Raw genomic sequence first — 21,517 nt, 5'->3', positions numbered from 1 at the left:
AAGACATGGCAAAATTGACAAAAAAGCAAAAAGAGGCTGCTTCAAAAATTGAAAAGAACAAATTATACTCTTTAAAAGATGCAGCTGCATTGATAAAAGTAATTGCTTCTGCAAAATTTGATGAGTCTGTTGATATCGCAGTTCGATTGGGTGTAGATCCAAGAAAAGCGAATCAAATGGTTAGAGGTGTGGTAACATTACCTCATGGAACTGGTAAGGATGTTAAAGTATTAGCATTAGTTACTCCAGATAAAGAAGCGGAAGCTTTAGCAGCTGGTGCAGACTATGTAGGTCTTGACGATTACCTTCAAAAAATTAAAGACGGTTGGACGGATGTTGATGTTATCATCACTATGCCTGCTGTTATGGGTAAATTAGGTCCATTAGGTCGTATTTTAGGACCTAGAGGTTTAATGCCAAACCCTAAGACAGGTACTGTAACTATGGATGTTGCAAAAGCTGTTCAAGAAGTTAAAGCTGGTAAAATCGATTTCAAAGTTGATAAAACTGGTATCGTACATGCAGGAATTGGTAAAGTTTCTTTTGGAGCTGAGCAAATTTATGACAATGCACACGAAATTATTCAAACATTAATCAAACTTAAGCCAACTGCTGCTAAAGGTACCTACATTAAAGGTATTCACCTTACAAGCACTATGAGTCCTGCAATTGCATTGGATCCAAAAGCAGTATAATTGGTAGTTAATAATTTTTAGTATGACTAGAGAAGAAAAATCAATCGCGATTGAAGATTTAACTGCACAGTTAGCTGGTACAAATATCATTTATATATCTGATATTTCAGGACTTAATGCAGAGACTACTTCAAGCTTGAGAAGAGCTTGTTTTAAAGCAGGTATAAAATTAGAGGTTGTAAAAAACACTTTGCTTGCAAAAGCAATGGAAGCTTCTGATAATGATTATGGTGATTTACCATCTGTATTGACAGGTAACAGCGCTATATTTATTTCAGATGTTGCAAATGCACCTGGAAAAATAATTAAGGATTTCAGAAAAAAATCAGCTAAACCTGTATTAAAAGGAGCTTATATTAACTCTGAAATTTATATTGGAGACGATCAATTAGATGCATTAGCAACTATTAAATCTAAAGAAGAGCTTATCGGCGAAATCATTGGATTGCTTCAATCACCAGCTCAAAGAGTTATTTCTGCTCTTCAAAACCAATTCGCAAAAAGCGAAGAGGCTACAGAAGAAGTAGAAGCATAGTAAAACAGACTTTATAGTCTAAGTTTTATTTTAAAAAGCGCACAATAAATAAATTATATTTTTACAAATCATTTTAAAACGATAGAAAAAATGGCAGATTTGAAACAATTCGCAGAACAATTAGTTAACCTAACGGTAAAAGAAGTTAACGAATTAGCAACAATATTAAAAGATGAGTACGGAATCGAACCAGCTGCTGCAGCTGTAGTAGTTTCAGGTGGTGGAGAAGCTGCTGCTGAAGAAGTTCAAACTGAATTTACAGTTGTGTTGAAAGAAGCTGGTGCTTCTAAATTAGCAGTTGTAAAATTAGTTAAAGAACTTACAGGTTTAGGTTTGAAAGAAGCTAAAGACGTAGTAGATAGCGCTCCAAGTAATGTTAAAGAAGGTGTAACTAAAGAAGAAGCTGAAGGGCTTAAAAAATCTTTAGAAGAAGCTGGAGCTGTTGTTGAGCTTAAATAGTTAAACTCAGTTTAAAGAATAAGGTTTAGGTCTTGGGTTTAGTCACCCAATGACCTAAACCATTTTTCGTATAACAAAAGTCTAGCTTGTATTCTTACAATTTATACTTTTAAATACAATTATTTTACCCATTACGAGAAAATAAATCAATAGATAATAAGAAAGTAGTTATCTTAAATTGATTTTTTAAAGATGTAATGGTTGTAAAATTTAAATGTAAATGAATTTTTATTTACACCAAAAATTACTTTTTTAATCAAAATTTTGTCCATTGATGCTAACAAATCAGACTGAAAGATTGAATTTTGCCTCCACAAAAAATATTCCTGACTATCCAGATTTTCTAGATGTTCAGGTTAAATCGTTTAAAGATTTTTTTCAATTAGAAACTAAATCTGACGAAAGAGGTGACGAAGGGCTTTACAACACCTTCATGGAAAATTTCCCAATTACTGATACAAGAAATAACTTTGTATTAGAATTCCTTGATTATTTTGTAGACCCACCACGTTATACTATTCAAGAATGTATAGAAAGAGGTCTTACTTATAGTGTGCCTTTAAAAGCAAGGTTAAAACTATATTGTACAGATCCAGAACATGAAGATTTTGAAACTATTGTTCAAGATGTTTATCTTGGTACAATTCCTTACATGACACCGAGTGGTACCTTTGTTATTAATGGTGCTGAGCGTGTAGTTGTTTCTCAATTACACAGATCTCCAGGTGTTTTCTTTGGTCAATCATTCCATGCAAATGGAACAAAATTGTATTCTGCCAGAGTAATTCCTTTTAAAGGTTCTTGGATAGAATTTTCTACAGATATTAATAGTGTAATGTACGCTTATATCGACAGAAAGAAAAAATTACCTGTAACAACTTTATTCCGTGCTATTGGATTTGAAAGAGACAAGGATATCCTTGAGATTTTTGATCTTGCAGAGGAAATTAAAGTTTCTAAAACAGGACTTAAAAAATATATCGGTAGAAAATTAGCTGCACGTGTATTGAATACATGGCATGAAGATTTCGTAGATGAAGATACTGGTGAAGTAGTTTCTATCGAACGTAACGAAATAATCCTTGATAGAGATACTATTATCGATAAAGATAATGTGGAAGAAATCATTGATTCTAACGTTAAATCTATATTGTTACATAAAGAAGATGCTAATCAAGGTGATTATGCTATCATCCATAATACGTTGCAAAAAGATCCAACAAACTCTGAAAAAGAGGCTGTTGAGCATATCTACAGACAATTACGTAACGCTGAACCGCCTGATGAAGAAACGGCTCGTGGTATTATTGATAAATTATTCTTCTCTGACCAACGTTATAACTTAGGTGAAGTAGGTCGTTATAGAATTAATAAAAAATTAGGTTTAGATACTCCAATGGAAAAGCAAGTCTTGACCAAAGAAGATATCATTACTATCGTTAAATATTTGATTGAATTGATCAACTCTAAAGCAGAGATTGATGATATTGATCACTTATCAAACCGTCGTGTTAGAACAGTTGGAGAACAATTGTCTCAACAATTCGGTGTAGGTTTAGCGCGTATGGCTAGGACTATTCGTGAGAGAATGAACGTTAGAGATAACGAGGTGTTTACACCAATAGATTTGATTAATGCTAAAACATTATCGTCTGTAATTAACTCTTTCTTTGGTACAAATCAGTTGTCTCAGTTTATGGATCAAACGAATCCACTTGCCGAGATTACGCACAAGAGAAGATTATCTGCACTTGGACCAGGTGGACTTTCGAGAGAGAGAGCAGGTTTTGAGGTACGTGACGTTCACTATACGCATTACGGACGTTTATGTCCAATTGAAACTCCTGAGGGACCAAACATTGGTTTGATTTCATCTCTTGGTGTGTATGCTAAAGTAAACGGAATGGGTTTCATCGAAACACCTTACCGTAAAGTAACTAACGGAGTTGTAGATTTAGAGTCTACTCCAGTTTACTTAAGTGCTGAAGAAGAAGAGGGAATGTTAATTGCTCAAGCAAACATTCAAATGGATGCTACTGGAAAAATTACTGCCGAAGACGTAATTGCACGTCAAGAAGGTGATTTCCCGGTAATCGAACCAACAAAAGTTGATTATACTGATGTTGCTCCAAATCAAATTGCTTCTATCTCGGCTTCTTTGATTCCTTTCTTGGAACATGATGATGCGAATAGAGCCTTGATGGGATCTAACATGATGCGTCAGGCCGTACCATTAATTCGTCCTGAAGCTCCTATTGTTGGAACTGGTTTAGAACGTCAAGTAGCTTCTGATTCTAGAGTATTGATTAATGCTGAAGGAGACGGAGTTATAGAATATGTAGATGCAAATATCATCACTATCAAATATGATCGTTCTGAAGAAGAAAGAATGGTGAGTTTTGAGCCAGATGAAAAAACATACAATCTAATTAAATTTAGAAAAACCAATCAAGGTACAAGTATCAACCTTAAACCTATCGTAAGAAAAGGGGATAGAGTGGTTCCTGGACAAGTATTATCTGAAGGATATGCGACTCAAAATGGTGAATTAGCTTTAGGTCGTAACCTAAAAGTTGCATTTATGCCATGGAAAGGATACAACTTCGAGGATGCGATTGTAATTTCTGAAAAAGTGGTTCGTGACGATATTTTTACCTCTATTCACGTGGATGATTATTCATTAGAAGTTAGAGATACTAAATTAGGTAACGAAGAATTAACGAACGATATACCGAACGTTTCTGAAGAAGCTACTAAAGATTTAGATGAAAATGGTATGATCAGAATTGGAGCCGAGGTTAAACCTGGCGACATTCTTATCGGAAAAATTACTCCAAAAGGAGAATCAGATCCTACTCCGGAAGAGAAATTGCTTCGCGCAATCTTCGGGGATAAAGCAGGTGATGTAAAAGATGCTTCATTAAAAGCATCTCCTTCTTTACATGGTGTTGTTTTAGACAAAAAATTGTTTGCAAGAGCAGTAAAAGATAAACGTAAACGTACGCAAGATAAAGATGCTTTAGGAGCACTTGAAATGGAGTTTGAAGTTAAATTTGTTGAATTAAAAGACAAATTAGTTGAAAAACTTTTCTTGATTGTAAACGGAAAAACATCTCAAGGTGTAATGAATGATTTGGGTGAAGAAGTTTTACCAAAAGGTAAAAAATACACGCAAAAAATGCTTTATGCTGTTGAAGATTTTGCTCACTTAAGTAAAGGTCAATGGGTTGCTGATGATGCAACAAATAAAATGGTGAATGATTTAATTCATAACTATAAAATTAAATTGAACGATTTACAAGGTGCATTACGTAGAGAGAAATTCACTATTACTGTTGGAGATGAATTGCCAGCAGGAATCTTGAAACTAGCTAAAGTATATATTGCCAAAAAACGTAAACTGAAAGTTGGGGATAAAATGGCAGGACGTCACGGTAACAAAGGTATTGTTGCTCGTATTGTTCGTCATGAAGATATGCCTTTCCTTGAAGACGGAACACCAGTTGATATCGTGTTGAACCCATTAGGTGTACCTTCACGTATGAACATTGGTCAAATTTATGAAACGGTACTTGGTTGGGCTGGAATGAACTTGGGTAGAAAATTTGCTACACCAATTTTTGACGGAGCAACTTTAGATCAAATCAATGAATTGACTGACGAAGCTGGAATACCACGTTTTGGACATACACATTTATATGATGGTGGTACAGGAGAACGTTTCCATCAAGCGGCAACAGTAGGAGTTATCTATATGTTGAAACTTGGACACATGGTTGACGATAAAATGCACGCACGTTCTATTGGTCCATACTCGTTGATTACACAACAACCACTTGGAGGTAAAGCTCAATTTGGAGGTCAACGTTTTGGAGAGATGGAGGTTTGGGCACTTGAAGCTTATGGAGCATCAAGTACTCTTAGAGAAATCTTGACTGTGAAGTCTGATGATGTTATTGGTAGAGCAAAAACTTACGAAGCAATCGTAAAAGGTGAATCTATGCCAGAACCAGGATTACCAGAATCATTCAATGTATTGATGCATGAATTGAAAGGTCTTGGACTAGACATTCGTTTAGAAGAATAAATAAAATTTAGTAATCAGCCCCGATTTTTCGGGGCTGATTACTCATTTATATAAGTTTTTAGGATTTAGACCCGTAAACCGTTCCGATTTTTTATAAAATCTCAGAAGATTTTATAACTAGCACTTCAAAAATTTGTTGAAGTTTAGAGAAGTAATCCGAGGTAATATGTCGAGAAGTAGTAAGGCTACGTCTCCATAAAATCAATTTTTTAATTGCAAATAAATCAATAGTAAAAACTATGATGAATAATAGAAATAATAACAATAAAGATAAAAACCCTGTAAAAAGGTTTAATAAAATCTCAATCGGACTTGCTTCTCCTGAATCTATCTTGAAAGAATCAAGAGGTGAAGTGTTGAAACCTGAAACAATCAACTACAGAACGCACAAACCAGAGCGTGATGGTCTTTTCTGTGAACGTATTTTCGGACCAGTAAAAGATTTTGAATGTGCTTGTGGAAAATATAAAAGAATACGTTACAAAGGAATCATCTGTGACCGTTGTGGTGTTGAAGTTACAGAGAAAAAAGTACGTAGAGACAGAGTAGGCCACATCAATCTTGTTGTGCCAATTGCTCATATCTGGTATTTCCGTTCTCTTCCAAACAAAATTGGTTATATCCTTGGTCTTCCATCTAAGAAATTAGATATGATTATCTACTACGAAAGATACGTAGTAATCCAAGCTGGTATTGCTAAAAATGCAGAAGGTGAATCTTTGCAAAGACTAGACTTTTTGACAGAAGAAGAATATTTAAATATTTTAGACACTCTTCCTGCTGACAACCAGTATCTTGATGATTTTGATCCAAATAAATTTGTTGCCAAAATGGGAGCAGAGTGTATTATGGATTTATTAGCAAGAATTGATCTTGACGCATTGTCTTACCAATTAAGACATAACGCTAACAATGAAACGTCTAAACAACGTAAAACTGAAGCTTTAAAAAGATTACAAGTTGTTGAATCTTTCCGTGAGTCTAACTTGAACCGTGAGAATCGTCCAGAATGGATGATTATGAAAGTGGTACCAGTTATTCCACCAGAATTACGTCCGCTTGTGCCACTTGATGGAGGTCGTTTTGCAACTTCAGATTTAAATGATTTATACCGTCGTGTAATTATACGTAACAACCGTTTGAAGAGATTAATGGAGATTAAAGCTCCAGAAGTTATCTTAAGAAACGAAAAACGTATGTTGCAGGAATCTGTAGATTCACTTTTCGATAATACGCGTAAAGCATCTGCAGTAAAAACAGAATCAAACAGACCATTAAAATCATTATCTGATTCATTGAAAGGTAAGCAAGGACGTTTCCGTCAAAACTTACTTGGAAAACGTGTAGATTATTCTGCTCGTTCGGTAATTGTTGTTGGACCTGAATTAAAATTATCTGAATGTGGTATCCCAAAAGATATGGCAGCAGAGTTATACAAACCTTTCGTTATCCGTAAATTGATAGAAAGAGGAATTGTAAAAACTGTAAAATCAGCTAAGAAAATAATAGATAAGAAAGAGCCTGTAGTTTGGGATATCCTTGAAAATGTAATTAAAGGTCACCCAATATTACTGAATCGTGCTCCTACTTTGCACAGATTAGGTATTCAAGCATTCCAACCAAAATTAATTGAAGGAAAAGCAATCCAATTGCACCCTTTAGTTTGTACTGCATTTAATGCGGATTTTGATGGGGATCAAATGGCAGTTCACTTACCATTAGGACCAGAAGCTATTTTGGAAGCACAACTATTAATGTTGGGTTCTCACAATATTCTGAATCCTGCAAATGGAGCTCCTATCACGGTACCTTCTCAGGATATGGTTTTGGGTCTATACTATATGACCAAAGAACGTTTATCAACTCCAGAGCTTAAAATTTTAGGAGAAGGAATCACTTTTTATTCTGCTGAAGAAGTTAATATTGCTTTGAATGAAGGTAGATTAGAATTGAATGCTTCTGTAAAAATTAGAGCAAAAGATTTTAATGAAGCAGGTGAGTTAGTTTACCAAATCATCAAAACTACTGCTGGTCGTGTATTATTTAATGAAGTAGTACCAGAAGCAGCTGGATATATCAATGATGTATTAACTAAGAAAAACCTTAGAGATATTATCGGACACGTTTTAAGTTCAACTGATGTACCTACAACAGCGGCTTTCTTGGATAACATGAAAGATATGGGGTACAAATTTGCCTTCAAAGGGGGATTGTCATTCTCTCTTGGGGATATTAGAATTCCAGATCAGAAACCTAAATTAATTGCTGACGCAAGAGAGCAAGTAGGAGGTATTTCTGCAAATTATAACATGGGTCTTATTACCAATAATGAGCGTTACAACCAAGTTATTGATGTATGGACTTCAGCAAATGCTCAATTGACAGAGTTAGCAATGAAAAACATTAGAGAAGACCAACAAGGTTTCAACTCAGTGTATATGATGCTTGATTCTGGAGCAAGGGGTTCCAAAGAACAAATTCGTCAGTTAACTGGTATGCGTGGTTTGATGGCTAAGCCAAAAAAATCAACTGCTGGTGGTGGTGAAATTATTGAAAACCCGATTCTTTCTAACTTTAAAGAAGGTCTTTCTATCCTTGAGTACTTTATTTCTACTCACGGTGCGCGTAAAGGTCTTGCGGATACGGCATTGAAAACTGCCGATGCAGGATATTTAACAAGAAGATTGCATGATGTATCTCAAGATGTTATTGTTAACATCGAAGATTGTGGTACATTAAGAGGTGTTGAAGTTTCAGCATTGAAGAAAAATGAGGAAATTGTTGAATCATTAGGAGAAAGAATTTTAGGACGTGTTGTTTTACAAGACGTAATTAATCCTTTGAATAATGAAGTTTTAATTCAATCTGGACAACAAATTACTGAAGTTATAATGAAAGCAATTGACGCTTCTCCAATAGAGAAAGTGGAAGTGCGTTCACCATTGACTTGTGAAGCGTTGAAAGGTATTTGTGCAAAATGTTACGGTAGAAATTTAGCTACTGGTAAAATGACACAAAGAGGAGAAGCAGTTGGTGTTATTGCTGCACAATCTATTGGAGAACCAGGTACACAGTTAACATTACGTACTTTCCACGTTGGTGGGGTTGCGGGTGGTATTTCTGAGGAATCAAGTATCATTACCAAATTTGCTGGTAAGCTTGAAATCGAAGATTTGAAAACTGTTAAAGGTGAGGATAGTGAAGGCAATTCTGTTGATATTGTTGTATCGCGTTCTACTGAATTGAAATTAATTGATGAAAGAACAGGTATCTTATTAAGTACAAATAATATTCCTTACGGTTCAAGTATTTTCGTTAAAGACGGTCAATCTGTTGCTAAAGGAGATGTAATCTGTAAATGGGATCCATATAATGGAGTTATCGTTTCTGAGTTTACCGGTAAAATTGCTTACGAAGATTTAGAGCAAGGTCAATCATTCATGGTTGAAATTGATGAGCAAACTGGTTTCCAAGAAAAAGTAATTTCTGAATCTAGAGCTAAAAAATTAATTCCTACTTTATTGGTTTACGGTAAAGAAGGGGAACTAATTCGTTCTTATAACTTACCAGTTGGAGCCCACTTGATGGTTGAAAACGGTGAGAAAATTAAAGCAGGTAAAGTTTTGGTAAAAATTCCACGTCGTTCTTCTAAATCAGGAGATATTACTGGAGGTTTACCTAGAATTACAGAGTTGTTAGAAGCTCGTAATCCTTCAAACCCAGCTGTTGTATCTGAAATCGATGGTGTTGTTTCTTTTGGAAAAATCAAAAGAGGTAACCGTGAGATCGTTATCGAATCTAAATTTGGTGACGTTAGAAAATACTTGGTTAAATTATCAAGCCAAATTCTAGTTCAAGAAAATGACTTCGTAAGAGCGGGAGTACCTTTATCTGATGGTGCAATTACTCCAGACGATATTTTAAGAATCCAAGGACCAGCAGCTGTTCAACAGTATTTGGTAAATGAAATTCAAGAAGTATACCGTTTGCAAGGGGTAAAAATTAACGACAAACACTTTGAGGTAGTAATACGTCAAATGATGCGTAAAGTAAGAGTACAAGATCCAGGTGATACTTTATTCTTAGAAGATCAATTAATTCACACTAAAGATTTCATCGTTCAAAACGATAAATTGTATGGTATGAAAGTAGTTGAGGATGCTGGAGATTCTAGTGCATTAAAAGAAGGACAAATTATTACGCCTCGTGAGTTGCGTGATGAAAACTCTTTATTGAAACGTACAGATAAAAATCTTGTTGTAGCTCGTGATGTTGTTACTGCAACAGCAACACCAGTTTTACAAGGTATTACAAGAGCATCGCTTCAAACTAAATCGTTTATTTCTGCTGCATCTTTCCAAGAAACTACTAAAGTATTGAACGAAGCTGCTGTTGCAGGTAAAATCGATTACTTAGAAGGATTGAAAGAGAATGTAATTGTAGGACATAGAATCCCTGCCGGAACAGGTATGAGAGAATATGACAATACAATTGTAGGTTCAAAAGAAGATTATAACGATATGATGGCTAACAAAGAAGAATATATTTACTAAAATATGAGTAATTCTAATCAACAACAAGAGCAAATTAATATTGAGCTAGATGAAAAAATTGCTGAAGGAATTTATTCCAACTTGGCAATAATAAATCACTCTTCATCAGAGTTTGTTTTGGATTTTGTAAGCATCATGCCTGGTATTCCTAAAGCTAAGGTGAAATCAAGAATTGTCTTGACACCGCAACATGCTAAAAGATTACTAAAAGCAATTGGGGAAAATATTCATCGTTTTGAAGTCGCTCATGGCGAAATAAAAGACACTGAACAAGCACCAATACCGCTTAGTTTTGGTCCAGCAGGACAAGCATAATATTTTAAAGGCTCCAGAAATGGAGCCTTTTTTTTGTTTATAGATTAATTCTATCTTTTATAGTGTAACTATTAGCTTTGTATTTTTTGATTTAAGATGCATAATAGTACTACTTCAATATTTCTCTATTATTCGTTCCTGAAATTTTGAATTTCTAAAAAAGAATAACAATACTTTTTATTTGATAAATTGACATTAAGAAACCTTTAAATTCAGGGACTTAATAACAAGTTTGTGTTTTAAACGATTATTAAGGTGCTTCATCGAAAATATTTTTTGCTCGTGTATAAATGATATACTTTCGTTCTCGAGATGGGGAATTAAGTCCTATCCATCATAAAAAAAAACGAATTGTTATGAAATATTTTTCTTTAAAAACTGACACTAAAGGGATTTCAAATCTCTTGATAATGTTTGTTTTTATATTAATGTCAAACGTATCTGTATTTGGTCAATCTGCTCAAAAGCTAGTTGATGTTAGTACTATTGAAGTTAATAGTAATGCAAAAAAAGAAAATGTTTCAGAAGCTTCTTCTTCAAATAGTATGAATTTCGTATTATGGTTTATGGGTACTAAACAAGGTCCAAACGGTACAATATCTAAAGAAAGTTCAAGTACAAAAATACAGGTTATAACATCTGGTTCTGCTCCAAACCGTTTGTTAATAAAAGCTTTTTTAAAGAAAGCGGTTGATACTGACAGTATGGTTTCTTAAGTGGAGGTTTATTTTAAAAGGTATATAAAAAAAACGCTAATTTTTTAATTAGCGTTTTTTTTGTAATTATATTGAAAGATATTTTTTTATTCAAATTCTGAAGTAAAGTATAATTTCACATTTGGATACTTATTCTGTGTCATCTGGATTGTAAAGTCAGAATCAGCTAAAAATACTAATTGTCCGTATTTATCATGAGCTAAGAATTTTTGTTTTATTCTTCTAAATTCTTTAAACTCATCACTTTTTGGGTCGTTAGGTTTTACCCAACAAGCTTTGTGTACCGGAAAGTTTTCATAGGTACATTTTGCACCGTATTCATGCTCTAAACGGTACTGAATTACCTCGTATTGAAGTGCACCAACCGTTCCAATGATTTTTCTGTTGTTCATTTCCAAAGTAAATAACTGCGCAACACCTTCATCCATTAACTGATCAATTCCTTTGTCCAATTGTTTGGCCTTCATTGGGTCAGCATTGTTGATGTATCGGAAATGTTCCGGAGAAAAACTTGGAATTCCTTTGAAACTCATGATTTCGCCTTCGGTCAACGTATCACCAATTTTGAAATTTCCGGTATCATGTAATCCAACAATATCACCAGGATACGATATGTCTACAATTTCTTTCTTTTCAGCAAAAAAGGCATTTGGACTAGAAAATTTTAAGTTCTTTTTTTGACGAACATGATAATATGGTTTGTTTCTTTCGAAAGTTCCAGAAACAATTTTTATAAAGGCCAGACGGTCTCTGTGTTTTGGATCCATATTGGCGTGGATTTTAAAAACAAATCCAGTCATTTTTTCTTCTTTAGGATCTACTAATCGTGTTTCAGAATCTTTTGCTCTTGGTGATGGAGCAATTTGAACAAAACAGTCCAATAATTCTCTTACTCCAAAATTATTCAATGCCGAACCAAAAAATACGGGTTGTAATTTTCCGTCTAAATAATCCTGACGATCAAATTTAGGATATACTTCATCTATTAACTCTAACTCTTCTCGTAATTTGTCAGCGGGTTTTTGACCGATAATTTTCTCTAATTCTGGATTTTGAACATCGGAGAAAGCGATAGTTTCTTCAATGTTTTTACGACTATCACCACTAAATAAGTTGATGTTTTGTTCCCATAGATTGTAAATTCCCTGAAAATCATAACCCATTCCTATTGGAAAACTTAATGGAGTAACTGTTAATCCCAGTTTTTGTTCCACTTCGTCCATCAAGTCAAAAGCGTCTTTTCCTTCTCGGTCTAATTTGTTGATGAATACAATAATTGGAATTTTTCGCATTCTACAAACAGCTACTAATTTCTCCGTTTGTTCCTCAACACCTTTGGCAACATCAATTACAACAATAACACTGTCAACAGCAGTTAAGGTTCTAAAAGTATCTTCGGCAAAATCCTTGTGTCCTGGAGTATCGAGTATGTTTATTTTTTTGTCTTTATAATTGAATGCTAAAACCGAAGTAGAAACCGAAATTCCTCTCTGGCGTTCAATTTCCATAAAGTCACTGGTAGCACCTTTTTTAATCTTATTATTCTTTACGGCACCAGCTTCTTGAATCGCACCACCAAAAAGGAGGAGTTTCTCAGTAAGTGTTGTTTTTCCGGCATCAGGATGTGAGATAATCCCGAAAGTTCTTCTGCGTTGTATTTCTTCTAAAAAGCCCATATTTGTATAAATAGTTTGCAAAAGTACTATTTATAAATGCCATTTGAAAAAATTGTATTCTCTTAATTGTTTTTGTTAATACTAAAAGTACTGTTTTTTATCTTTTTAAAGTAAATAGTAAGCGAGTTATGATAATTTTTAGAACGGATTTAAACTAGTAATTATATGCGTTTATAATTTTTTGTTAATAGTAGGTAGGAAACTTGTATTATGTAATTGAATTGTTATTTTTGTTCGTTTTAAATTTAAAGAATGGTAAGAAATTGTATTATAAATTCAATTCAATTCGCTTCTTGATTCTTAAAGTGTATATTTGCCAAAATTATTCTGGCCTTTATAAAATAGGTTTAAAGACAGTAGAATAAAGGATGTTTTACAATAAATACAAATTATAATAATGCCAATAAATAAAATACAAATGAGATCCATCAATAATAGAATTGCACTTACTTTTTTTGTTTTGCTTTTTTCCAGTGTTGTAGCAAGTGCTCAAGAAATTATTAAGGATAGTGTCATTACACCGGTTAAAAAAATCCAATCTACCGGGAAACAAAAGATTGACGGTGTAATTGCCACAGTAGGAGATTATATTATACTTGATTCAGATATAGACAAGTCATATCTTGAGATTTCGACTCAAGGTGGATCGGTAAAAGACATTACAAGATGTCAAATGCTTGGAAAATTATTAGAAGATAAATTATATGCTCATCAAGCTATTCAAGATAGTATTGTAGTTACAGATGCCGAAGTTAAAGGTATGATGGAAGACCGTTTGAACTATATGGTAGAACAAATTGGATCTTTGGAGAAAGTGGTGAAGTACTATAAAAAAGATTCTGAGGAAGAATTTAGAACTTATTTTTCTGATATTTTGAAAGAAGGTAAGTTAAGTTCTGAAATGCAAAAGAAAATTGTTGATGCTGTAGAAATTACTCCTGAAGAAGTTCGTAATTATTTCAAAACAATACCTACTACAGATCTTCCGTTTTTTGGTGTAGAATTAGAAGTAGCACAAATTGTGATTGCTCCTAAAGTTTCAGATGCTGATAAACAAAAAGTAATTGATAAATTGAATGGTTTTAAAAAGGAAATAGAAGAAGGTTCCAGTTTTTCTACTAAAGCGGTTTTGTATTCTCAAGATCCAGGTTCAAGATCTAACGGAGGTTATTATAAAATGAATCGTAGAACTCCATTTGTAAAAGAGTTTAAAGATGTTGCTTTTAGTCTTGCTGAAGGAGAGATTTCTGCTCCATTTCAAACAGATTTTGGGTATCATATTATTTATGTAGAAAAAATCAAAGGGCAAGAAATAGAATTGCGCCATATATTATTGACTCCAACAGTAACAGAAGAGGCTTTGAATGAAGCGAAAGAAAAAATTACTTTGATTAAAAAAAGAATCGAAGATAAAGAAATCACTTTTGCAGATGCAGCCAGAACATTATCTGATGAGAAAGAAACTAGAGCCAACGGTGGTGCTTTAATAAATCCAAAAACTCAAGATACTCGTTTTGAGTTGACAAAAATGGATCCTACTTTTTACAGTCAAGTTTCTAATTTAAAAGAGGGTGAAGTTTCTGCTCCATTATTAGAACAAGGTGAGGAAGGAAAGAAAACATTCAAGTTAATCACTGTTACAAATAGAATAGATGAGCATGCAGCAGATTATGCTAAAGATTACATCAAGATAAAAGAGTTGGCTTTAAAAAGCAAACAAATTACTACTATTGGAAAATGGTTTGATGAAAAGATTAAAGAAACATACATCAAAATCATTGGAGAATATAGAGATTGTGATTTTACAAACAATTGGCTTAAGAAATAGTCTCCTTCATTCATTTGATTAGAATTAAGAATAAAAATTTTTCGATAAATAAATAAAAAGAGTTAGTTTTATGATTTCATAACGCTAACTCTTTTTAATTTTAAATACTTAATACATGTCAGACGTAGCAGCAATACATAACTTGGTTCAAAAAAGGAATGAGCTAAAAGCGGAGATAGCAAAAATCATTGTAGGTCAAAATGATGTAGTAGATCAAATTTTGCTTTGTATATTTTCTGGGGGTCATGCATTATTAGTTGGAGTTCCAGGATTAGCCAAAACATTGATGGTAAATACCCTTGCGCAAGCATTGGGACTTGATTTCAAAAGAATTCAGTTTACTCCGGATTTGATGCCGTCAGATATACTTGGAAGTGAAATACTAGATGAAAACCGTCATTTCAAATTTATAAAAGGGCCTATTTTTTCGAATATTATTCTGGCTGACGAAATCAACAGAACGCCTCCAAAAACACAGGCTGCTTTGCTGGAAGCCATGCAGGAACGTTCCGTTACTATCGCTGGTGAAAACTATAAGCTAGACTTGCCTTATTTTGTTTTGGCTACTCAAAACCCTATTGAGCAGGAAGGGACTTATCCTTTGCCGGAAGCGCAGTTGGATCGTTTCATGTTTGCTATAAAACTAGAGTATCCTTCTTTTTTAGAAGAAGTTCAAGTGGTGAAGCAAACTACTTCTGATATAAAAAACACTATAAATCCATTGTTTACTGCTCAGGAAATAATTGATTTTCAGCAGTTAATACGCAGAATACCGGTCGCGGATAATGTAATTGAGTATGCAGTGACGTTAGTTAGTAAAACTAGGCCCGATAATCCGATGTCTAATGAGTTTGTGAAAAATTATTTAGATTGGGGTGCTGGACCGAGAGCTTCTCAAAATTTGATTTTGGCGGCCAAAGCGAATGCTGCTTTTAATGGGAAATTTTCTCCGGATATCGAAGATGTAAAAGCGGTTGCTACTGGAATTTTACGTCATCGAATTATCAAAAATTATAAAGCTGATGCCGAAGGAATTACAGAAGAGGCTATTATTCAGAAGTTGATGTAATAATTTTTAATATTGAGAAAAAAGCCAAACACATTTCTAAAATCTGTTTGGCTTTTTTTGTTTTTACTTAATATGTTAATTTGACCAAAAGAGCCTTTAAAAACACAACTACAACGTTGTAAATGGTAATTTAGAAAGGTTCTTAGCTGAAAGTAGTGTAAAATCTCACTCTCTAAGCATCATTAGATTTCAACTTTCTCAAAGAAAAGATTTTAAATTATTAATAATTCATTATTTTAATTTAAAATTGAATTTTTGACAATAAAGACTAGTAAAACTCTTTATTTTATAATAATAATTTTTGAAAAAGCTACATCTATTATATTTTTTTTAATTCTCGGCTTTAATTCCTAAATTTGCGTACAAAAAATAAAAATACCAAGAAAAGACTTCTATTATGAACACTTATAACGATTATATTCAAGAGATTGAAGAGCGAAAAGGCCAAGGGCTTAACCCTAAACCGATTGATGGTGCTGAATTATTAAGCGAAATCATTGCGCAAATTAAAGATTTAAATAACGAATACAGAGCAGATTCTCTTAACTTCTTTATTTATAATGTTGTGCCTGGAACTACTCCTGCGGCTAATGTAAAAGCTAATTTTTTAAAAGAAATCGTTCTAGGTCAATCAGTGGTTGCTGAAATCACGCCTGCTTTTGCTTTAGAGTTATTATCACACATGAAAGGTGGGACTTCTATTAAGGTTTTACTTGATTTAGCTTTAGGAAATGATGTTGCTATTGCTAAACAAGCTGCTGAAGTATTGAAAACACAAGTTTATCTTTATGAAGCAGATACAGATCGTTTAGCTGAGGCTTTCAAAAACGGTAATGAAATTGCTGCAGCTATATTGGAGAGCTATGCTAAGGCAGAGTTCTTTACTAAATTACCTGAAATAGCAGAAGAAATTAAGGTAGTTACTTTTATAGCTGGTGAAGGAGATATTTCAACTGATTTACTTTCTCCAGGAAATCAAGCGCACTCAAGATCAGATCGTGAACTTCATGGTAAATGTTTAATTTCTCCTGAGGCACAAGCTGAAATCAAAGCATTGGCAACAGCGAATCCTGATAAAAGCGTAATGTTAATCGCTGAAAAAGGTACTATGGGTGTGGGATCTTCAAGAATGTCAGGTGTAAACAACGTGGCGCTTTGGAGTGGAAAACAAGCAAGTCCTTATGTTCCATTTATTAATATTGCTCCAATCGTTGCAGGGACAAACGGAATTTCTCCAATTTTCCTAACAACTGTTGATGTTACTGGTGGTATTGGTCTTGATCTTAAAAACTGGGTAAAAAAACTAGATGAAAATGGAAACGTTCTTCGTAATGAAAGCGGTGATCCTATTCTTGAGGAAGTATATTCTGTAGCTACAGGTACTGTTCTTACCATCAACACAAAAACAAAGAAACTTTATAGTGGTGATAAAGAATTGATAGATATTTCTAAAGCATTCACACCTCAGAAAATTGAATTTATAAAAGCTGGTGGGTCTTATGCCATTGTATTTGGAAAAAAATTGCAAACATTTGCATCAAAGACTCTAGGTATTGATATTGTACCTGTATACGCTCCGTCAAAAGAGGTTTCTGTTGAAGGACAAGGTCTTACGGCTGTAGAAAAAATATTTAATAAAAACGCAGTTGGTTCAACTCCGGGTAAAGTTTTACACGCTGGTTCAGATGTTCGTGTTACCGTAAATATTGTTGGTTCGCAAGATACAACTGGTTTGATGACTTCTCAGGAATTAGAGTCTATGGCTGCTACTGTGATTTCTCCAATTGTTGACGGTGCTTACCAATCAGGTTGTCACACTGCTTCAGTTTGGGATAATAAATCTAAGGCAAATATTCCTAGATTGATGAAATTCATGAACGATTTCGGTTTGATCACTGCTCGTGACCCGAAAGGCGTTTATCATTCAATGACAGATGTAATTCACAAAGTACTTAACGATATTACTGTAAACGAGTGGGCTATCATCATTGGTGGTGACTCTCATACAAGAATGTCTAAAGGAGTTGCTTTTGGTGCTGACTCAGGAACAGTTGCTCTTGCACTTGCTACTGGTGAAGCTTCAATGCCAATTCCTGAATCTGTGAAAGTAACTTTCAAAGGAGAAATGAAAGGGTATATGGATTTCCGTGATGTGGTGCATGATACGCAATCTCAGATGCTTAAAACATTTGGTGGAGAGAATGTATTCCAAGGAAGAATTATTGAGGTTCACTTAGGAACTCTTAATGCGGATCAAGCCTTTACGTTTACAGACTGGACTGCAGAAATGAAAGCAAAAGCTTCTATCTGTATTTCTGAAGATTATACCTTGATTGAATCTCTAGAGATGGCAAAAGGTAGAATTCAGATCATGATTGATAAGGGAATGGATAATAAAAATCAAGTTCTTAAAGGATTGATTGCTATTGCTGATAAGAGAATTGCTGAGATTATATCAGGTGAGAAACCTGCTCTAAGACCAGATGCAAACGCTAAATATTACGCTGAAGTTGTTGTGGATTTAGATGTAATTGCTGAACCAATGATTGCTGATCCAGATGTAAATAATGCTGATGTTTCTAAACGATATACGCACGATACCATTAGACCTCTTTCTTTCTATGGAGGAGTTAAAAAAGTAGATCTTGGATTTATTGGTTCTTGTATGGTTCATAAGGGAGATATGAAAATCCTTGCTCATATGCTTAAGAACATTGATGAACAAGAAGGTAAAGTAGAGTTCAAAGCGCCACTAGTTGTAGCTCCTCCTACTTATAATATTGTTGATGAATTAAAAGCAGAAGGGGACTGGGAAATTTTACAAAAATATTCTGGTTTCGAATTTGACGATAATGTCCCTAAAGCTGCAGCACGTACTTCATACGAAAATATGTTATATCTAGAGCGTCCAGGTTGTAATCTTTGTATGGGTAACCAAGAAAAAGCGGCCAAAGGAGATACTGTTATGGCAACATCTACTCGTCTTTTCCAAGGAAGAGTCGTAGAAGATACTGAAGGTAAAAAGGGAGAGTCATTACTTTCCTCTACACCAGTTGTGGTTTTATCTACAATTCTTGGTAGAACTCCAACAATAGAAGAATATATTGCAGCGGTAGATGGTATCAATCTAACTAAGTTTGCGCCTTCTCATAAGTTATTAGTTAAATAATTCACATAATTAGTTAATTATAGTTTAAAAGCCTGAGTCTAATGACTTAGGCTTTTTTTTGTACTCTATTTTTTTGTATCTTGTATGTTTAAAATAGAATAATAACAATTATATATAAATCTTATGGCTTTTGATATTGAAATGATTCAAAAAGTGTACGCAAACATGACATCCCGTGTGGACAAAGCACGTGAGATAGTTGGTCGTCCACTTACTTTAACAGAGAAAATTTTGTACAATCACCTTTGGGATGGAATGCCATCAACTGCTTTTGGAAGAGGTGTTGATTATGTAGATTTTGCTCCAGACAGAGTTGCTTGTCAAGATGCAACGGCTCAAATGGCATTATTGCAATTCATGCACGCCGGTAAAAAGAAAGTTGCAGTTCCTACAACCGTACATTGTGATCACTTGATTCAAGCTAAAGTTGATGCTGTAACTGATTTGGCCAGAGCAAAAACACAAAGTAATGAAGTGTTTGAATTTCTTTCTTCAGTATCTAATAAATACGGAATTGGCTTCTGGAAACCAGGAGCTGGGATTATTCACCAAGTAGTTCTTGAGAACTATGCATTCCCAGGAGGAATGATGATTGGTACTGATTCTCACACTGTAAATGCAGGTGGTTTAGGAATGGTAGCCATTGGTGTTGGTGGTGCTGATGCGGTCGATGTTATGTCAGGAATGGCTTGGGAATTAAAATTTCCTAAATTAATTGGAGTAAAATTAACTGGAAAACTTTCAGGTTGGACAGCTCCAAAAGATGTTATACTTAAAGTAGCTGGAATTCTTACTGTAAAAGGTGGAACAGGTGCTATTGTTGAATATTTTGGTGAAGGTGCGACTTCTATGTCTTGTACTGGAAAAGGAACTATCTGTAATATGGGTGCTGAAATTGGTGCTACTACTTCTACATTTGGTTATGATGCTTCAATGAGCCGTTATTTACGTTCTACAAATAGAGCTGATGTTGCTGATGCAGCGGATAAAATTGCTCCTTACTTAACAGGTGATGCTGAAGTATATGCTAATCCAGAATTGTATTTTGACCAAGTAATCGAAATCAACTTAGACGAATTAGAACCACATTTAAATGGACCTTATACTCCGGATTTAGCAACTCCAATTTCTAAAATGAAAGAGGAAGCAATCAAAAATAACTGGCCTTTAAAAATTGAAGTTGGTTTGATAGGTTCTTGTACGAACTCTTCTTACGAAGACATCGCTCGTGCAGCTTCTTTGGCGAAACAAGTTACCGATAAAAATTTAAAAATAAAATCTCAATTTACCATTACTCCAGGTTCTGAAGTAGTGCGTTATACCATAGAACGTGACGGATTTATCGATATTTTCGATAAAATGGGAGCAACTGTTTTTGCAAATGCTTGCGGACCATGTATCGGAATGTGGGACAGAGAAGGTGCAGAAAAAGAAGAACGCAACACAATCGTTCACTCTTTCAACCGTAACTTCTCTAAACGTGCCGATGGAAATCCAAACACTTTAGCATTCGTAGGTTCACCAGAATTAGTAACGGCTCTAGCTATTGCTGGAGATTTAGGTTTCAATCCATTGACTGATACTTTAATCAATGAAAATGGTGAAGAAGTAAAATTAGACGCTCCAACAGGAAATGAATTGCCTCCAAAAGGTTTTGATGCAGAAGATCCAGGTTTTCAAGCACCAGCCGAAGACGGTTCAGGTGTTCAGGTTTCTGTAAGCGAAACTTCAGAAAGACTGCAATTATTGGCTCCGTTCTTACCTTGGGATGGTAAAAACATCACAGGAGCTAAATTATTGATCAAAGCTTTCGGAAAATGTACAACAGATCACATTTCTATGGCTGGACCATGGTTGCGTTTCCGTGGACATTTAGATAATATTTCTAATAATATGTTGATTGGTGCTATCAATGCATTCAACCAAAAACCAAATACAGTGAAAAATCAGTTGACTGGTACTTACGATGCAGTTCCTGCTGTAGCGCGTGCTTACAAAGCAGCTGGAGTTCCTTCAATTGTCGTTGGAGATCACAATTATGGTGAAGGATCTTCTCGTGAACATGCCGCTATGGAACCTCGTTTCTTAGGTGTGAAAGCAGTGTTGGTAAAATCATTTGCGCGTATCCACGAAACAAACCTTAAAAAACAAGGTCTTTTAGGATTGACTTTTGCTACTGAGGCAGATTACGACAAAATCCAAGAAGATGATACCATCAACTTCATAGATTTAGTTGATTTTGCTCCAGGAAAACCATTAACATTAGAATTCGTTCATGCTGATGGAACCAAAGATATTATCTTGGCAAATCACACCTATAATGAAGGACAAATTGGCTGGTTCGTTGCTGGTTCAGCATTAAATTTGATTGCTGCCGCTGGAAAAGCATAAGTATTTAAATAGTATATTTCTAAA

Annotated in this window: 12 protein-coding genes; 11 read left to right on the top strand and 1 reads right to left on the bottom strand. The window is 34.5% G+C overall.

Annotation, left to right across the window (positions count from 1 at the left end; translation table 11 throughout):
- Window positions 1-5: 5 nt before the first annotated feature.
- The 7 genes from rplA (at window position 6) to ACXX80_RS01965 (ending at window position 11,360) form a co-directional block, all read left to right on the top strand.
- Window positions 6-695: a 50S ribosomal protein L1 gene (rplA, locus tag ACXX80_RS01995; protein ID WP_039111376.1), complete on the top strand. Its 690-nt coding sequence runs from the start codon at window positions 6-8 to the stop codon at window positions 693-695.
- A 22-nt stretch (window positions 696-717) separates the two neighbouring features.
- Complete coding sequence (gene rplJ, locus ACXX80_RS01990) at window positions 718-1,230, top strand: 50S ribosomal protein L10 (protein ID WP_099714545.1); 513 nt, start codon at window positions 718-720, stop codon at window positions 1,228-1,230.
- A 90-nt stretch (window positions 1,231-1,320) separates the two neighbouring features.
- Window positions 1,321-1,689 (top strand): 50S ribosomal protein L7/L12, encoded by a 369-nt coding sequence (gene rplL / locus ACXX80_RS01985; RefSeq protein WP_114754963.1) that lies wholly within the window; start codon window positions 1,321-1,323, stop codon window positions 1,687-1,689.
- Window positions 1,690-1,963: 274 nt separating this feature from the next.
- Window positions 1,964-5,776, top strand: coding sequence for a DNA-directed RNA polymerase subunit beta (gene rpoB, locus ACXX80_RS01980; protein WP_458551775.1), 3,813 nt, complete (start codon window positions 1,964-1,966; stop codon window positions 5,774-5,776).
- Between the two features lie 239 nt (window positions 5,777-6,015).
- Entirely contained in the window at window positions 6,016-10,329 is a 4,314-nt protein-coding gene (gene rpoC, locus ACXX80_RS01975; protein WP_417946876.1) for a DNA-directed RNA polymerase subunit beta', read from the top strand.
- 3 nt (window positions 10,330-10,332) lie between these two features.
- Window positions 10,333-10,644, top strand: a complete 312-nt coding sequence (locus tag ACXX80_RS01970; protein ID WP_458551774.1) for a DUF3467 domain-containing protein — start codon at window positions 10,333-10,335, stop codon at window positions 10,642-10,644.
- Window positions 10,645-11,000: 356 nt separating this feature from the next.
- Window positions 11,001-11,360: a hypothetical protein gene (locus tag ACXX80_RS01965; RefSeq protein ID WP_458551773.1), complete on the top strand. Its 360-nt coding sequence runs from the start codon at window positions 11,001-11,003 to the stop codon at window positions 11,358-11,360.
- A gap of 86 nt (window positions 11,361-11,446) precedes the next feature.
- Here the strand turns inward: ACXX80_RS01965 and ACXX80_RS01960 are convergent, their stop codons facing one another.
- Window positions 11,447-13,036: a peptide chain release factor 3 gene (locus tag ACXX80_RS01960; protein ID WP_417953468.1), complete on the bottom strand. Its 1,590-nt coding sequence runs from the start codon at window positions 13,034-13,036 to the stop codon at window positions 11,447-11,449.
- Between the two features lie 418 nt (window positions 13,037-13,454).
- On the opposite strand from ACXX80_RS01960, the gene ACXX80_RS01955 reads away from it, so the two are divergent.
- The 4 genes from ACXX80_RS01955 (at window position 13,455) to ACXX80_RS01940 (ending at window position 21,493) form a co-directional block, all read left to right on the top strand.
- Complete coding sequence (locus tag ACXX80_RS01955; RefSeq protein WP_458551772.1) at window positions 13,455-14,864, top strand: peptidylprolyl isomerase; 1,410 nt, start codon at window positions 13,455-13,457, stop codon at window positions 14,862-14,864.
- Window positions 14,865-14,979: 115 nt separating this feature from the next.
- Window positions 14,980-15,933, top strand: coding sequence for an AAA family ATPase (locus ACXX80_RS01950; RefSeq protein ID WP_315207361.1), 954 nt, complete (start codon window positions 14,980-14,982; stop codon window positions 15,931-15,933).
- A 397-nt stretch (window positions 15,934-16,330) separates the two neighbouring features.
- Complete coding sequence (locus tag ACXX80_RS01945) at window positions 16,331-19,102, top strand: bifunctional aconitate hydratase 2/2-methylisocitrate dehydratase (RefSeq protein WP_458551771.1); 2,772 nt, start codon at window positions 16,331-16,333, stop codon at window positions 19,100-19,102.
- Window positions 19,103-19,225: 123 nt separating this feature from the next.
- On the top strand, window positions 19,226-21,493 hold the full coding sequence (locus tag ACXX80_RS01940) for an aconitate hydratase (RefSeq protein WP_458551770.1): 2,268 nt from the start codon (window positions 19,226-19,228) through the stop codon (window positions 21,491-21,493).
- Window positions 21,494-21,517 lie beyond the last annotated feature (24 nt).

This window comes from Flavobacterium sp. GNP002, assembly GCF_054343795.1.
The sequence above is the reverse complement of the archived record's forward strand: the minus strand, read 5'-3'. Positions and strand labels throughout refer to the sequence as shown.

What these genes read in the sequence shown, in the direction of transcription:
- rplA (WP_039111376.1), top strand. Translation starts at nt 6, where the DNA reads ATGGCAAAATTGACAAAAAAGCAAAAAGAGGCTGCTTCAAAAATTGAA.
- rplJ (WP_099714545.1), top strand. Translation starts at nt 718, where the DNA reads ATGACTAGAGAAGAAAAATCAATCGCGATTGAAGATTTAACTGCACAG.
- rplL (WP_114754963.1), top strand. Translation starts at nt 1,321, where the DNA reads ATGGCAGATTTGAAACAATTCGCAGAACAATTAGTTAACCTAACGGTA.
- rpoB (WP_458551775.1), top strand. Translation starts at nt 1,964, where the DNA reads ATGCTAACAAATCAGACTGAAAGATTGAATTTTGCCTCCACAAAAAAT.
- rpoC (WP_417946876.1), top strand. Translation starts at nt 6,016, where the DNA reads ATGATGAATAATAGAAATAATAACAATAAAGATAAAAACCCTGTAAAA.
- ACXX80_RS01970 (WP_458551774.1), top strand. Translation starts at nt 10,333, where the DNA reads ATGAGTAATTCTAATCAACAACAAGAGCAAATTAATATTGAGCTAGAT.
- ACXX80_RS01965 (WP_458551773.1), top strand. Translation starts at nt 11,001, where the DNA reads ATGAAATATTTTTCTTTAAAAACTGACACTAAAGGGATTTCAAATCTC.
- ACXX80_RS01960 (WP_417953468.1), bottom strand. Translation starts at nt 13,036, where the DNA reads ATGGGCTTTTTAGAAGAAATACAACGCAGAAGAACTTTCGGGATTATC.
- ACXX80_RS01955 (WP_458551772.1), top strand. Translation starts at nt 13,455, where the DNA reads ATGAGATCCATCAATAATAGAATTGCACTTACTTTTTTTGTTTTGCTT.
- ACXX80_RS01950 (WP_315207361.1), top strand. Translation starts at nt 14,980, where the DNA reads ATGTCAGACGTAGCAGCAATACATAACTTGGTTCAAAAAAGGAATGAG.
- ACXX80_RS01945 (WP_458551771.1), top strand. Translation starts at nt 16,331, where the DNA reads ATGAACACTTATAACGATTATATTCAAGAGATTGAAGAGCGAAAAGGC.
- ACXX80_RS01940 (WP_458551770.1), top strand. Translation starts at nt 19,226, where the DNA reads ATGGCTTTTGATATTGAAATGATTCAAAAAGTGTACGCAAACATGACA.